Here is a 14,105-nt window from a genome sequence, read left to right on the forward strand (position 1 = left end):
TATTTTTCCTTGACAAAAGATTTTAATATGTTTCTAAAAACTATAAAATGAATAAAGCAATTTACATAGCAACAAGCGAGCAAAATAGCGGTAAGTCAATTATCACGCTGGGTTTAATGAGCATGCTCATCGGAAAAACTGCCAAAGTAGGTTATTTTAGACCGATCATAGAAGATATTGAAGAAGGTGGTTTCGACAACCATATTGAAACTGTTATTGGTCATTTTGGATTGGATATCGATTTTGCAGATGCCTATGCCATTACCAAAAGCAAATTGATTAAAAAGAAAAACAAGGGTAAAATAGGCGAAGTTCTCGATTTGATTATCGAAAAGTATAAAAAACTAGAGCAACGCTTTGATTTTATTTTGGTTGAAGGAACCAGTTTTACAGGCGAGGGCACGGTTATCGAATTGGATATGAACGTCCTCATTGCTAAGAATCTTGGAATTCCTACCATGATTGTAGGCTCTGGCGTAGGGAAAACACTCGAGGAGTTAATTGACAGTTTATATTTAGCCTACGATTCTTTCAAAGTGAAAGATGTAGAGGTGCTTGCGGTAATTGCTAATAAAGTACAACCCGAGAACATAGAATTAGTAACCAACGGACTCACTAAAAATTTGCCCAAAGGTATTTTGGTCAATGCCATCCCGTTGATTTACAATTTAAATAATCCGACCGTTCAAGAAATTGTAAAAGAGTTAGGTGCAAAAGTACTTTTTGGCGAAGCCCATTTGAATAATCAAACGGGTAATTTTAGCGTTGGAGCCATGCAGCTTCGTAATTATTTATTGCATTTAAAAGAGAATAGTTTGGTAATCACGCCTGGTGATCGTGCAGATATTATACTAGGAGCCCTACAAGCCAATGAATCGGCCAATTATCCTTCGATTTCTGGTATTGTTCTAACAGGAAATATTGTACCTGAAATTAGTATTTTAAAGTTAATTGAAGGTCTTTCCACTATTGTACCTATCATCGCAGTGGAGGAAGGAACGTACTATATTACCAATAAAATCGGCAGTATCAAGTCGAAAATTTATGCGAATAACAAACAGAAAATTGAGCTTTCGATTTCTACCTTCGAGAAATTTGTCGAACTAGATTTGCTTTCCGAAAAGTTAATCACCTTTGAACCTGAAGGAATGACTCCAAAAATGTTTCAATATAACTTGGTTCAGCGCGCCAAACAACATCGCAAACACATTGTTTTACCTGAAGGGAATGACGATCGAATTTTGATGGCGGCATCTCGATTGCTCGAAATGGATGTAGTAGACATTTCGATTATTGGCAACAAAAAACAAATAGAGAGTAAGGTTGCGGAATTAGGATTGTATTTTGATTTTGATAAAGTAGAAATCATAAATCCTATCGAATCCAAACATTACGACGATTATGTAAACACCTATTACGAACTACGCAAAGCGAAGAATGTAACCATTGGTATGGCCAAAGATTTAATGGAAGATGTTTCGTATTTCGGGACGATGATGGTGTATAAAGGTCACGCTGACGGAATGGTATCTGGTGCGGCACATACCACGCAACATACCATTTTGCCGGCTTTACAGTTTATTAAAACCAAACCCAATTCGTCGGTTGTTTCATCAGTATTTTTTATGTGCTTAGAGGATCGAGTTTCTGTGTTTGGAGATTGTGCTATTAACCCAAATCCTACAGCAGAACAACTGGCTGAAATAGCCATTTCATCTGCCGATTCGAGTTTGGCTTTTGGTATTGAACCAAAAATTGCTATGCTTTCTTACTCATCTGGAGCATCTGGAAAAGGTGATGAGGTCGATAAAGTTCGCACTGCTACCGAGATTGTTCGCCTAAAACGTCCAGACTTAAAAATCGAAGGTCCTATACAATACGATGCCGCCGTTGATATGGCTGTAGGCCAAAGTAAATTACCCAATTCGGAAGTGGCAGGTCAAGCAAGTGTTCTTATTTTTCCGGACTTAAATACTGGAAATAACACCTATAAGGCTGTACAAAGAGAAACCGGAGCGCTAGCTATTGGCCCAATGTTGCAAGGATTAAATAAACCGGTTAATGATTTAAGTCGCGGTTGTACGGTTGACGATATCATAAATACTGTCGTGATTACGGCAATTCAAGCACAAGGATTGTAAAATGGTACTAAGGTTCTAAGTAACTAAGCGCCTTAGTGCCTTTGAACCTTAGAACCATAAAAAAATAAAAATTAAATGAAAATAGTAATTATAAATTCAGGAAGTTCATCTATTAAATACCAATTACTTGACATGCCTTCTGGCGAAGTGATTTGCTCTGGGATGATTGATCGAATTGACCTCGAAGGTTCTAATTTAACTTACGTAACAAGTTCTACTAAATTAGAGGAAACACTTTCGATTGCGAATCATAAAGTAGGTTTAGAGAAAATCGCCAATTTGTTGATGGATGAAAAAATTGGTGTAATCAAAAGTACTGACGAAATTCAAGCCGTAGGACATCGCGTGGTTCATGGCGGAAGCGATTTTACTAATACAGTACGAATAACAGAGGATGTAAAAGAAAAAATAAAACAACTTTTTGATTTGGCTCCTTTACACAATCCAGCTAATTTAGAGGGAATTGCTGTTGCTGAAGAAATCTTTAAATCGGCACAACAAGTTGCTGTTTTTGACACTGCTTTCCATCAAACGATTCCAGTGGTAGCGCATCAATATCCTATTCCAAAACATCTTTTTACCGACAGTAAAATTAGATTGTATGGTTTTCATGGTACCAGTCACAAGTATGTTTCACAAAAAGCAATTGACTACTTAAAGCAAAATACAAATTTGTCAGGTTCCAAAATTATAACCATTCATCTTGGGAATGGTTGCAGCATGACTGCTATTAAAGACGGAAAAAGTATCGATCACACCTTAGGTTTTGGTCCCATGAACGGATTAATTATGGGAACTCGTAGTGGTGATGTCGATCAATCAGTAATTTTTTATTTGGTGAATACTTTAGGATATTCGCTCGATGCTGTAAATACCATGCTTCAAAAACAAAGCGGAATGCTAGGCCTCACAGGTTACAGCGATTTAAGAGATATTGAAGCAAGAGCAGAAAATGGCGATGCTGATTGTCAATTGGCTTTGGCCATGAATGCCTACCGTGTCAAGAAATACATAGGCTCTTATGCTGCCGTTTTAAACGGTTTAGACGCGATTGTGTTTACCGCCGGAATCGGAGAAAATTCATCTTATATCAGGAAATTAGTCTGCACCGACATGGATTATTTTGGTTTGCAATTAGATGCATCTAAGAATGAAACACGATCCAAAGAAATTCGCGAAATCAATACAGCTGATTCAAAAACAAAAATTTTAGTGATTCCAACCAATGAAGAAGTTGAAATTGCCAATCAAGTTTTTGAATTGTTAAACAAATAAAATTACAAAAAAATGAAAAAAGTCATCCTTATTTCCCTACTGGTCTTTGTTAATCTTGCTGTTGCTCAAAGTGTTCAATCACCTTCGGGTAAAATAGCCGTAAATTTTAAGCTAGCTGCCAATGGACAACCAAGCTACTCTGTGAATTACAAAAATAAGCCAACGGTTTTAGAAAGCGCTCTTGGGATTAAATTAAAAGATAAACCAGCTTTGGATGCTAATTTTGATATTCTGGATTCAAAAACTTCCAGTTTCAATGAATCTTGGAAACCGGTTTTAGGGGAACAATCGAGTATTAAAAATCACTACAACGAACTTAGTGTTTCGCTCATCAACAAGGAAACGAAGGTGAAAATGAATATCATTTTCCGAGTTTTTGATGAAGGTGTCGCTTTTAGATATGATTTTCCGAAACAAGCAGAGCTGAATTATTTCGTCATTTCGGATGAGCTTACTCAATTTAATCTTACTGAAAATAATAAAGTATTTTGGCTTCCGGGTGATTTTGATAGTAATGAATACGAGTACAACGAAACGAGGTTTTCAGAGATTGATAATTCTAAAATCAATATGAACAACGGGATTGGTGTAAAATCGATTCCTGGAAAATATACCGTTCAAACGCCATTGATGATGAAAGCACCATCTGGTTTGTATCTCAATATTTTTGAAGCGGCGGTAGTTAATTATCCCGTAATGCATTTGAATGCCGATGTGACCAATTATAAATTAAAAGCCGAATTAGTTCCAAATGCTATTGGTGACAAAGCCTATTTACAAACGCCTTGTGTTTCGCCTTGGAGAACCATTATGATCAGCGATGATGCCCGAGATATTGTGGCTTCTAAAATCATTTTGAACCTCAATGAACCTTCAAAAATTGAAGATACTTCTTGGATAAAACCGATGAAATACGTGGGGATTTGGTGGGAAATGCACGTAGGAAAATCAACTTGGGATTATGCAGGTTCTCAAAATGCCACCAATTTTGCCGATGCTCCAAAAGCCTCGGGAAAACATGGTGCTACTACCGAAAATACCAAACGATACATTGATTTTGCCGCTAAAAACGGTTTTGATGGCGTTTTAGTTGAAGGTTGGAACGTAGGTTGGGAAGATTGGAATGGCAACTGGAAAGAGGAAGTTTTTGACTTTACTACGCCATATCCAGATTTTGATATTGCAGCGCTTTCGGCTTACGCCAAAGAAAAAAATGTCAAAATGATCATGCATCATGAAACATCTGGTTCTGTCAGTAATTATGAAAGACACCTAGATCGCGCTTTTGATTTGATGAAAAAATACGATTATCCAGCTGTGAAATCTGGATATGTGGGCAAAATCATTCCGCGTGGCGAGTTTCATGACGGACAATCGATGGTGAATCATTTTAATTTTGTGGTAAAACGCGCTGCTGATTATAAAATTATGATCAACTCTCACGAATCCTCCCGACCAACAGGTGTGGGTAGAACGTATCCTAACTATATCGCAGCCGAAGCGGCTCGTGGTAACGAATTCAATGCTTGGAGCGTAGGAAACCCACCTGCACACGAAACCATTTTACCATTTACCAGACAATTGGGAGGTCCGATGGATTATACGCCGGGAATTTTTGAAGTAAAAATGAGCTATTACGACAAAAACAAAACAGAACAGGTGCATACTACTCTCGCTAAACAATTGGCTTTGTATGTAACAATGTATTCGTCTTTGCAAATGGCAGCTGATTTATTAGAAAATTACGAGAAATATCCGGATGCTTTTCAGTTTATCAAAGATGTGGAAACAGATTGGGATGAAAGTAAATATTTAGAAGCTGAACCCGGAGATTATGTTACCGTTGCCCGAAAAACAAAAGGAAAAGAGACGTGGTTCTTAGGAGCCATCACGGATGAAAACGAAAGAACATCAGAGGTGAAATTAGATTTTCTTACTCAAGGTAAAAAGTATAAAGCAACTGTATATTCCGATGCAGCCAACGCTCACTGGAAAAACAATCCAATTGCATACCAAATCAAAACAATGACGGTCACTAGTAAATCGAAACTAAAATTAATCTTGGCAGCGGGCGGAGGTACAGCTGTTAGTTTTGAGCCAATTCCATAATTTACAAACCTGCAAGAGTATAATTTTGCAGGTTTTTTTTTTGGCGAAAGCAAAAATTCCAAACAGAATGCCGAAATTGCTGGATTATTATAAAAAACACAAAAATCACTCGCAATAACTTTTTTAAACTATGAAAAAATCAATTGTTATGGCTGCACTTTTCTGCGGCACATTACCGCTCCTTGCACAAACTACTGCGGAGCAAACCTTAAAAGAAATTTACAAATCGTCATTAACCAAGGCCAAATGTTACCCTTGGCTGGATCATTTATCTAACAATATTGGTTCTCGATTATCAGCCTCCCCGGGTGCCGAAAAAGCGGTTTTATATACCAAAGCACAATTAGAAACTTTAGGTGTTGACAAAGTGTACCTTCAAGAAGTAATGGTGCCAAAATGGGTGAGAGGTGAAAAAGAAGTAGGCTATTTACAACTAGGGAAACAAAAAATTACTTTTCCAATTTGCGCATTGGGTGGATCGGTGGCGACTCCCAAATCTGGTTTAAATGCTAGTGTGATTGAAGTTAAGAGCCTTGAAGAATTAACTGCTTTGGGCGAAGCAAAAGTAAAAGGAAAAATCGTGTTTTTTAACCGACCTATGAATCCTGAATTTGTAGAGACTTTTAAAGCCTACAGCGGTTGTGTAGATCAAAGATCATCTGGAGCTAGAGAGGCTGGAAAATTAGGTGCTTTGGCAGTAATTGTGCGTTCAATGAATTTGCGCATGGATGATTTGCCTCATACGGGTGCTACTAATTATGGCGATATTAGTAAAGACCAACGCATTCCTGCAGCTGCAATAAGTACCAATGGTGCTGAATTATTGAGCAAAAGTTTACAATCGAATCCCAATGCGACTTTTTATCTAAAGCAATCGTGTCAAACTTTTGATGATGTACTGTCGTATAATGTGGTGGCGGAAATGACAGGTACTGAGCATCCAGAGAGAATTATGGTAGTAGGAGGTCACCTTGATTCTTGGGACTTAGGCGATGGTTCACATGATGATGGAGCTGGTTGTGTACAAAGTATGGAAGTTTTAAATATCTTCAAGAATATTGGTTACAAGCCAAAAAACACTTTGCGAGTGGTATTGTTTATGAACGAGGAAAATGGTGTTCGTGGTGGTAAAGAGTATGAAAATCAGTCGGCTAAAAAAGGGGAGAATCATATTTTTGCACTAGAGAGTGATGCAGGAGGATTTTCGCCAAGAGGTTTTTCTATTGATGGAGATGAGGCTAATTTTAACCAGATCAAAAATTGGAATTCATTATTTGAACCGTATTTGATTCACAAATTTGTAAAAGGAAGCTCTGGAGTTGATATTGGACCGTTGCAATCCAAGAAAATTGTAAAAGTAGGTTTGCAACCTGATTCGCAACGCTATTTTGACCATCATCATGCATCCAATGATACGTTTGATGCTGTTAATAAAAGAGAGCTTGAATTAGGAGCTGCCGCGATGGCTTCACTATTGTATTTAGTAGACCAAAACGGAATTGTAACGCAATAAATCCTTAGATTATTTTTTTTATCACACGTAGCTTATGAGTGTGTTTGTTAGTTTCGGCATTAAAAATACCCAAATGATCGAGTCTGTCAATACGCACTCTACCGCTTGCGTGAATGATGTAATTATCAGCCATGATAATACCGACATGAATAATACTACCTTCTTCATTGTCAAAAAAAGCCAAATCTCCTGGCTCACTTTCTTCAATAAAACTTAGCGCTTCACCCTGAGTTGCTTGTTGCGATGCGTCTCGTAAAAGCGAATGACCGTTTAATTTATACACCATTTGCGTAAAACCAGAACAATCAATACCAAAAGGTGTTTTTCCGCCCCACAAATAAGGAGCGTTCAAATACAGTAATGCCGTGTTAATGAGGTTGAATTTTTCTTTTTTACCACTAGTTTTAGTGCCTTCGAACTCAAATTGCGTACTGTTAATTTCAGGATGATGCAAAAAGGAAAGCGATGCTCCCAGTGGAATAGGCAACATAAAATTAGACGGCGCTGTAATGTAATCAATTAAGTCTGCATTGAGAACAATTGCCTCATTACTCAGTTGTATGTAATTTTCAGAGGATATAAGTTGGCATTGCTTACTATCAATCCATCCTTCGTAATTGTCGTAATGTAATTTAATTTTGTACCATTGTTTAGATTGTTCTTTTACAGCAAAATGCTCTCCAAATAATACTTGCGATACAATTTCACTGCGGTCGCTGGCTTCTGCACGAAGCGGGATCATGGCTAAATTACAAATTCCGAACATGAAGGTTTTGATTTATTGTTAAAAAAGTTATGAGTTGCACCAACTGATACAACTCATAACTGATAAAAAAATTATATTCTTTCTACAACAATTGCAGATGCGCCACCGCCACCATTACAAATTGCAGCAGTACCAATTTTGGCATCGTTTTGCTCCAAAACATTAAGTAAAGTAACAATGATACGTACACCAGAACATCCTAGAGGGTGACCTAATGATACTGCACCACCATTTACGTTCACTTTAGATCCGTCTAATCCAAGAATTTTAGAGTTAGCCAAACCTACCACAGAAAACGCTTCGTTAAACTCAAAAAAGTCAACATCGTCTAATGTGATGCCAGCTTTTGCTAACGCTTTTGGAACTGCTTTCGCAGGAGTTGTGGTGAACCATTTTGGCTCTTGCTCCGCATCTGCATATCCTTTAATGAACGCTAATGGTTTCAAGCCTAATTCGATTGCTTTTTCTTCACTCATTAATATCACTGCAGCAGCTCCGTCATTAATTGTTGATGCGTTAGCGGCAGTAACCGTTCCTCCTTTTGTGAAAACAGCACTTAAAGTTGGGATTTTATCTAGTTTTACATTGCTGTATTCTTCGTCTTTAGTAACCATTATTGGGTCGCCTTTGCGTTGAGGAACTGCAACAGGAACTACTTCATTATCAAATTTACCTGCGTTCCATGCAGCAGCACTACGCTCGTAGGATTGAATTGCAAATGCGTCTTGGTCTTCGCGTGAAAATCCGTATTCAGTAGCACATAAATCAGCGCAAACTCCCATCGCACTGTTATCGTAAGCATCCTGTAATCCGTCTTTTTGCATTCCATCAACCATAGTTGTAGGACCAAATTTAGTTCCTGTACGTAGGTTCATGTAATGCGGAATCAAACTCATATTTTCCATTCCACCAGCTACTACAATTTCAGCATCGCCGCATTGAATAGCTTGCGCGCCAAGCATTACAGCTTTCATACCAGAGGCACATACTTTATTTACAGTGGTACAAGCTACGTGGTGAGGCAATCCAGCAAATAATGCAGCTTGTCTTGCAGGTGCTTGTCCTGCTCCAGCCTGTACGACTTGCCCCATGTATACTTCATCAATTAAATTAGGGTTTAATTGTATTTTGTCTAAAGCCCCTTTAATGGCAGCTGCGCCTAATTGTGGTGCGGTGACAGTAGATAATCCCCCCATAAAACTTCCGATAGGTGTTCTAACGGCAGAAACGATAACAACTCTTTTGTTCATGACTTTCATAATGTTAGTTTATGAAGCAAATTTACTCTTTTTTAAGTAATTTCATATTTTGGAAAATGCTTTATAAGTTTAAAAATATTTTTTATTCTATATCTTTGATTGTGAAGCTTTTTTGACTTTTAATAAAAAAAATATAAAAAAAAGTCGCAAAATAGTTGTGAGAAGTCTGAAGATGTCTTAAATTTGCAACCGCAAAACAGAACACGTTTTCTTGAGCTTGGAGGGGTGCCAGAGTGGTAATGGAGCAGTTTGCTAAACTGTCATCGAGTGATCGGTGCCAGGGTTCGAGTCCCTGTCCCTCCGCTTTTTAATTTTGTTTTTCGGGGTGTAGCGTAGCTCGGTTATCGCGCCTGCTTTGGGAGCAGGAGGCCGCAGGTTCGAATCCTGCCACCCCGACTTTTAAAAGTCTATTGAGATTTTTAAAATGGAGGCATAGCTCAGCTGGATAGAGCACCTGCCTTCTAAGCAGGCGGTCGAAGGTTCGAATCCTTCTGCCTTCACATTGAAAATCAAGCCCTTACAAATTTGTAAGGGCTTTTTTTATGCCTTGTAACGAACATTTGACGAACATTATAGTCAAATTAAGTAAATCATACTCTGATTATTTTTTCCTATTTTTGATAAAGTTAAAAATTAAAATATGGAAACTGTTCAAATTATTGCGGGATGTTGGGGTATACTTTTTCTATTTTACCTTTTAATAGTAGGGCGATTGTCTTATATTATCACTCCTGTTTTGTCTACTTATTATTTTGATGAAAAATTAGAATGGAATGAGAAAATAAACTCTGTAAAGTTGAAAATATATTTAATTTTATTTTTGCTCGCTTCCTCTTTAATTTGGTTCAGTTACCAATCGTTTATTGAACCTAAACCTTTGTTTGATATTACGATTACTTTCATTGTCGATTCTGTCGCGTTTGCTGGGATATATTTTTTTTTGGAAAATAAAATAAGAACTCCTTCAAAAGAAAATCTTAATAATTGTTCTAACGAAATCAACGATATTATATTAGTTTCAAATGTAATCAATGATCAAAATAATATTTTGTTAGAAGATGTAAAGAAAATAGACAACTCTTTTTCTTTTACTAATGATGAAATTAAACGAAAGCATGTGGAAGCTTTGGAAAACAAATTGTTTGATTGTGAATTATCAGTTTTTAAAACTTTCATTTTGTTAGAAGAACCTATTGAAAAAATAATTTGGAAACCAGTTGCGGATAGTGGTCATAAAAACAGACAATTACTTTTTGATTATATTAATGATTTGTTTCCTAATCAGATATTGACTAAAGATAGAAACGAAAGTGTAACCATGATAAACAAATATTTTGAGTTTAACGAGATTGGACACCCTAAAAAGGAGAAAGAGGTATATCCTAAGTTAATTGGAGATTGGATGAAAAAAAAATAGGAGAGTTTCTTTTGAGAGTTAGGACAGTTATAATAGATTAACTGTCTTTTTTTCTTTTTATCCTTTCTATTCCTTTGCTTCATGGTTCTCACAAAGAGAATCTAAAATCTTAAAAAAGAAAACTATGAGCAATCTACAAATCGAAGAGAAACTATTCCACATTGAGAATAGTATTCAAAAGTTAAGTCTAGCAGTTAAGACTATTTTATCTCATGAAGAAGCAGCAGAGTTTTTAAATATGAAACCTTCATATTTATATAAGCTTACAGCAAGAAAGGAAATAAGATTTTTCTGTCCATTAGGAAAGTTGAATTATTTTCAAAAATCTGATTTAGAGGATTTTTTACTTCGTAATGAAATCCCTGCAATCTATAAGGAACATACAATTGAGAATCATTGGAAAAAATAAACACAATCATAATAGCTTCCGACTATAATGATTGTGTTCTATTTTGTTTTTAATCCATTCGTATCTCACAAAGATACAATAAAATTCATATTGTATAATGAAAAACATGTATTTAAGAATAGGAACTACCTATTTTAAGAAATCCTTATATCCTTTACCATCAGGTGATTTTATTGAAATTTTAGTTATTTGGTCTGCCGAGTTAATCAGACAAGATCATGGCAAAAATGTCCTTTCAGAAATTGAACGATTTGATGGGTTCATATGCATCCCTGAGAATCGCCCCGAGTTCTTCAAAAAAAGAGTTCAGGATTATTACAACACCTATCATCAAATAAGTAAATCGCCTTTAGAAGGCGAAATTATTAATACTCTGGAGTTTCTATCTCACATTTTTGGTGAGCAACTTGAACTTGGGCTTGATTATTTGCAATTAATTTATTTAAAGCCGACTCAAATTTTACCAATTCTTTGTTTAGTTAGTAAGGAACGTTCTACAGGTAAATCAACATTCCTAAAGTGGTTAAAAGAAATTTTTGAATACAATCTGACTTTCTTAACTAACAGTGACTTTACTTCAAATTTTAACTCCGATTGGAGTTCAAAACTATTGATTTGCATTGATGAAGTTTTATTTAAAACTGATGAACTCACAGAACGGATAAAATACCTCTCTACTACAAATACACACAAAACGGAAGCCAAAGGAAAAGACAAAAAAGAAGCTTCTTTTTTTGGAAAATTTATTCTTTGTTCTAATAATGAAACATCATTTATTAAAATTGATGCTGATGAAATTCGCTTTTGGATCATAAAAGTGAATCGTTACAAAAAAGAGGATGTTAATTTTCTAAAAAAATTAACTGACGAAATTCCTGCATTTCTACATTTTCTAACAACTAGAAAATTATCTACCGAAAATCAATCCCGAATGTGGTTTACTCCAGAACAGATAAAAACTAAAGCATTGCAAAAACTGGTACGCTATCATTCGAGTAAAATTGAAAATGAATTAGCAAACGTCTTATTGAATACGATGGAAAGTTTAGATACTGAACTTTTAGAATTTTGTTTTTCAGATTTATTAAATATTTTGAACAAATTCAGGATAAAGTATGATGCTGCTGAAATAAAAAAAATCATTCGTGATAATTGGCAATTAGTCCCAGCATCTAACTCTAATAAATACCAAAAAATAACACTCACCATGGATTTAGATTTTTATCAAAATCAATCCAAAGGAAGACATTATTCAGTTTCTAGAAATTTTTTAGCTGAAAAATTGATGAATTGATGACAGACTAGTCTTAGCCCACTATTTACAGGGCTTAATCTTGTCATCATTTTGTCATCAAAAATAAAAGTGATGACAGAAAAATGATGACGAGCATAAAAAAGAAATCAAAACTGATGACGTGATGACAAAATGATGACAACGCAAACCCTTTATCATATTGACTTAAGGGAGCTTTGTCATCAAATCATCATTTTTTTGCAATTTTTTAACCCACTAAACAAATTGAGATGAATACGATCCAAGCAAGAGAAATATTAATTGAAAAAGTACTCCAAAATTTAGGCTGTGAACCTATAAAATCTACTGAAAATGAAAGCTGGTATTTATCCCCTTTTAGAATTGAAAAAACAGCTTCTTTTAAGCTCAATAGAAAAATTAATCGATGGTTTGACCATGGAGAACAAAAAGGTGGAAACGTTATAGACTTGGTAATTGAAAAGTTTGGATTTAGTGTTAATGAAGCTTTGAGTTACCTAGAAAAATTCGACACTTTTTTTTCTTTTCAAAAGCAAATTTTTGAAACAGTAACTAAGGAACTAAATAATAAAAATCAAATTGAAAAAATATTACCGGTTCAACATGTTGCTTTAGTTCAATATTTAAAAACAAGAAAAATAAGTAATTCCAAAAATATTGAACAGCTAAAAGAAATTCATTACACAATAAATGACAAAAACTACTTCGCTTTAGGATTTCAAAATAAAAGTCAAGGCTGGGAAATCAGATCTAAATATGTAAAAATATGCCTAGGAAAGAAAGACATTTCATTAATCCATAATGGATTAAAAACGCTAAGGGTCTACGAAGGTTTTTTTGACTATTTGTCTTTTGTACAGATTCGGGGAAATTTAAAAATAGAGGAATCGGATTATTTGATTTTAAATTCTGTGGCATTGTTAGTGAAAAATATTTCGGTTTTGAGTGATTATGATTTTATAGAATTGTACTTAGACAATGACACCACAGGGGATAAATACACTTCATTGGTAATAGGGAAATTTAAAAATGCGAAAGATTGTAGAGTGCTATTTGATGGATTTAAAGACTTAAATGAATGCTTGGTAAGTGGCAGTGAAATTAAAGATAGAATTTGAAGATATGAGGGAGCAAGAGGGGATTGCGCTATGCGACAATCCAAACTACAACTGACTGATTTTTAATGTTTTAATTTATTTTAGTATTAATAAATGCGTGCAATCTTTCTCCTTTTTTACTAAAAAAGACAATAATAAACTAATAATCAACACTTTACGATGAATAATAGTAAACATAATTACATGCAGAAGGATGTAAACATCAGAATTAGCAACGAATGTAAAAGCCAGCTTGATTGGTTGAAAAAAACTTATTCGTTTACAACTTTTAACGATTGCATTTCTCAAATCCATTATTTTTTTAAGGTAAATAATATAGCTCCGAACGAACAAATCTCAAACATGTTTTTGAAAAATTTCGAAGAATTAAAATTTGAAATCAATAATTTAAAAAAGGTAATGAAAGACGATTTTAAAGTGAACGAGAAAATTTTAAAAATAAGCGAGAGAGATATTTTGACTCCTATGAGCCGAAAAATAAATGCCCTTTTTGAAAATAGAAACATTCAATCTATTGATAAAAGAAACGAATCTTTGATTGAAAAAGCGGAAGAACCTAATAAGATTTGGGAGCTAGATAAAAAAATAATTAGCCTCACACGGGACTTATCATCGAAAAATCAACTGCTTATTTCCATGGAAAAAACTATAGAAGGAATAAATGAAGATTTAGAATTTTACAGAAGATTACATCAAATCTTAAGGGAAAACACAAAAATAGAAAAGCAGCTTATCAGTAAGGATAAAGTGGTAATTGAATGGGATATTGACGATTGGAAAGATATTTTAGAATATAAAGAAGTCTTTAAACGAAAACGATAAAAT

At 35.1% G+C, this 14,105-nt stretch carries 11 protein-coding genes and 3 tRNA genes; 12 read left to right on the forward strand and 2 right to left on the reverse strand.

From position 1 onward, the window contains the following. Positions 1 to 47 precede the first annotated feature (47 nt). The 4 genes from pta to L1S34_RS06660 all read left to right on the forward strand — a co-directional run bounded on the left by pta (position 48) and on the right by L1S34_RS06660 (position 7,038). Positions 48 to 2,141, forward strand: coding sequence for a phosphate acetyltransferase (gene pta, locus L1S34_RS06645; RefSeq protein WP_236363345.1), 2,094 nt, complete (start codon positions 48 to 50; stop codon positions 2,139 to 2,141). Positions 2,142 to 2,216: 75 nt separating this feature from the next. Next, a complete protein-coding gene (locus L1S34_RS06650; protein ID WP_236363346.1) occupies positions 2,217 to 3,416 on the forward strand; it encodes an acetate/propionate family kinase in 1,200 nt (399 codons plus the stop codon). A 12-nt stretch (positions 3,417 to 3,428) separates the two neighbouring features. Then, positions 3,429 to 5,525 (forward strand): glycoside hydrolase family 97 protein, encoded by a 2,097-nt coding sequence (locus L1S34_RS06655; protein WP_236363347.1) that lies wholly within the window; start codon positions 3,429 to 3,431, stop codon positions 5,523 to 5,525. 130 nt (positions 5,526 to 5,655) lie between these two features. Next, on the forward strand, positions 5,656 to 7,038 hold the full coding sequence (locus L1S34_RS06660) for a M28 family peptidase (protein WP_236363348.1): 1,383 nt from the start codon (positions 5,656 to 5,658) through the stop codon (positions 7,036 to 7,038). Positions 7,039 to 7,042: 4 nt separating this feature from the next. On the opposite strand, the gene L1S34_RS06665 is transcribed toward L1S34_RS06660, so the two are convergent. Continuing rightward, positions 7,043 to 7,804, reverse strand: a complete 762-nt coding sequence (locus L1S34_RS06665; RefSeq protein WP_236363349.1) for a C40 family peptidase — start codon at positions 7,802 to 7,804, stop codon at positions 7,043 to 7,045. A 71-nt stretch (positions 7,805 to 7,875) separates the two neighbouring features. Beyond that, positions 7,876 to 9,054 (reverse strand): acetyl-CoA C-acyltransferase, encoded by a 1,179-nt coding sequence (locus L1S34_RS06670; protein WP_166135294.1) that lies wholly within the window; start codon positions 9,052 to 9,054, stop codon positions 7,876 to 7,878. Positions 9,055 to 9,282: 228 nt separating this feature from the next. Here L1S34_RS06670 and L1S34_RS06675 point away from each other — a divergent pair. The 8 genes from L1S34_RS06675 to L1S34_RS06710 all read left to right on the forward strand — a co-directional run bounded on the left by L1S34_RS06675 (position 9,283) and on the right by L1S34_RS06710 (position 14,102). After that, positions 9,283 to 9,366 (forward strand) — tRNA-Ser (locus L1S34_RS06675). Positions 9,367 to 9,384: 18 nt separating this feature from the next. Next, positions 9,385 to 9,459 (forward strand) — tRNA-Pro (locus tag L1S34_RS06680). A 30-nt stretch (positions 9,460 to 9,489) separates the two neighbouring features. Continuing rightward, positions 9,490 to 9,563: transfer RNA gene (locus L1S34_RS06685), tRNA-Arg, on the forward strand. A 140-nt stretch (positions 9,564 to 9,703) separates the two neighbouring features. Continuing rightward, entirely contained in the window at positions 9,704 to 10,480 is a 777-nt protein-coding gene (locus L1S34_RS06690; protein WP_236363350.1) for a hypothetical protein, read from the forward strand. Between the two features lie 124 nt (positions 10,481 to 10,604). Then, positions 10,605 to 10,889: a helix-turn-helix domain-containing protein gene (locus L1S34_RS06695; RefSeq protein ID WP_144892271.1), complete on the forward strand. Its 285-nt coding sequence runs from the start codon at positions 10,605 to 10,607 to the stop codon at positions 10,887 to 10,889. A gap of 106 nt (positions 10,890 to 10,995) precedes the next feature. Next, positions 10,996 to 12,183 (forward strand): primase-helicase family protein, encoded by a 1,188-nt coding sequence (locus L1S34_RS06700; protein ID WP_236363351.1) that lies wholly within the window; start codon positions 10,996 to 10,998, stop codon positions 12,181 to 12,183. Between the two features lie 230 nt (positions 12,184 to 12,413). Further along, complete coding sequence (locus tag L1S34_RS06705) at positions 12,414 to 13,280, forward strand: toprim domain-containing protein (RefSeq protein ID WP_236363352.1); 867 nt, start codon at positions 12,414 to 12,416, stop codon at positions 13,278 to 13,280. Between the two features lie 159 nt (positions 13,281 to 13,439). After that, positions 13,440 to 14,102 carry a BfmA/BtgA family mobilization protein gene (locus L1S34_RS06710; protein WP_236363353.1) on the forward strand — a complete coding sequence of 221 codons (663 nt, stop codon included), beginning with the start codon at positions 13,440 to 13,442 and terminating at the stop codon, positions 14,100 to 14,102. Positions 14,103 to 14,105: the final 3 nt, after the last annotated feature.

It is taken from the genome of Flavobacterium sp. K77 (assembly GCF_021608205.1).
GTDB lineage: Bacteria > Bacteroidota > Bacteroidia > Flavobacteriales > Flavobacteriaceae > Flavobacterium > Flavobacterium turcicum.

Bases quoted from the DNA above. Each gene is read 5' to 3' on its own strand.
- pta (WP_236363345.1), top strand. From the start codon at position 48: ATGAATAAAGCAATTTACATAGCAACAAGCGAGCAAAATAGCGGTAAG.
- L1S34_RS06650 (WP_236363346.1), top strand. From the start codon at position 2,217: ATGAAAATAGTAATTATAAATTCAGGAAGTTCATCTATTAAATACCAA.
- L1S34_RS06655 (WP_236363347.1), top strand. From the start codon at position 3,429: ATGAAAAAAGTCATCCTTATTTCCCTACTGGTCTTTGTTAATCTTGCT.
- L1S34_RS06660 (WP_236363348.1), top strand. From the start codon at position 5,656: ATGAAAAAATCAATTGTTATGGCTGCACTTTTCTGCGGCACATTACCG.
- L1S34_RS06665 (WP_236363349.1), bottom strand. From the start codon at position 7,804: ATGTTCGGAATTTGTAATTTAGCCATGATCCCGCTTCGTGCAGAAGCC.
- L1S34_RS06670 (WP_166135294.1), bottom strand. From the start codon at position 9,054: ATGAACAAAAGAGTTGTTATCGTTTCTGCCGTTAGAACACCTATCGGA.
- L1S34_RS06690 (WP_236363350.1), top strand. From the start codon at position 9,704: ATGGAAACTGTTCAAATTATTGCGGGATGTTGGGGTATACTTTTTCTA.
- L1S34_RS06695 (WP_144892271.1), top strand. From the start codon at position 10,605: ATGAGCAATCTACAAATCGAAGAGAAACTATTCCACATTGAGAATAGT.
- L1S34_RS06700 (WP_236363351.1), top strand. From the start codon at position 10,996: ATGTATTTAAGAATAGGAACTACCTATTTTAAGAAATCCTTATATCCT.
- L1S34_RS06705 (WP_236363352.1), top strand. From the start codon at position 12,414: ATGAATACGATCCAAGCAAGAGAAATATTAATTGAAAAAGTACTCCAA.
- L1S34_RS06710 (WP_236363353.1), top strand. From the start codon at position 13,440: ATGAATAATAGTAAACATAATTACATGCAGAAGGATGTAAACATCAGA.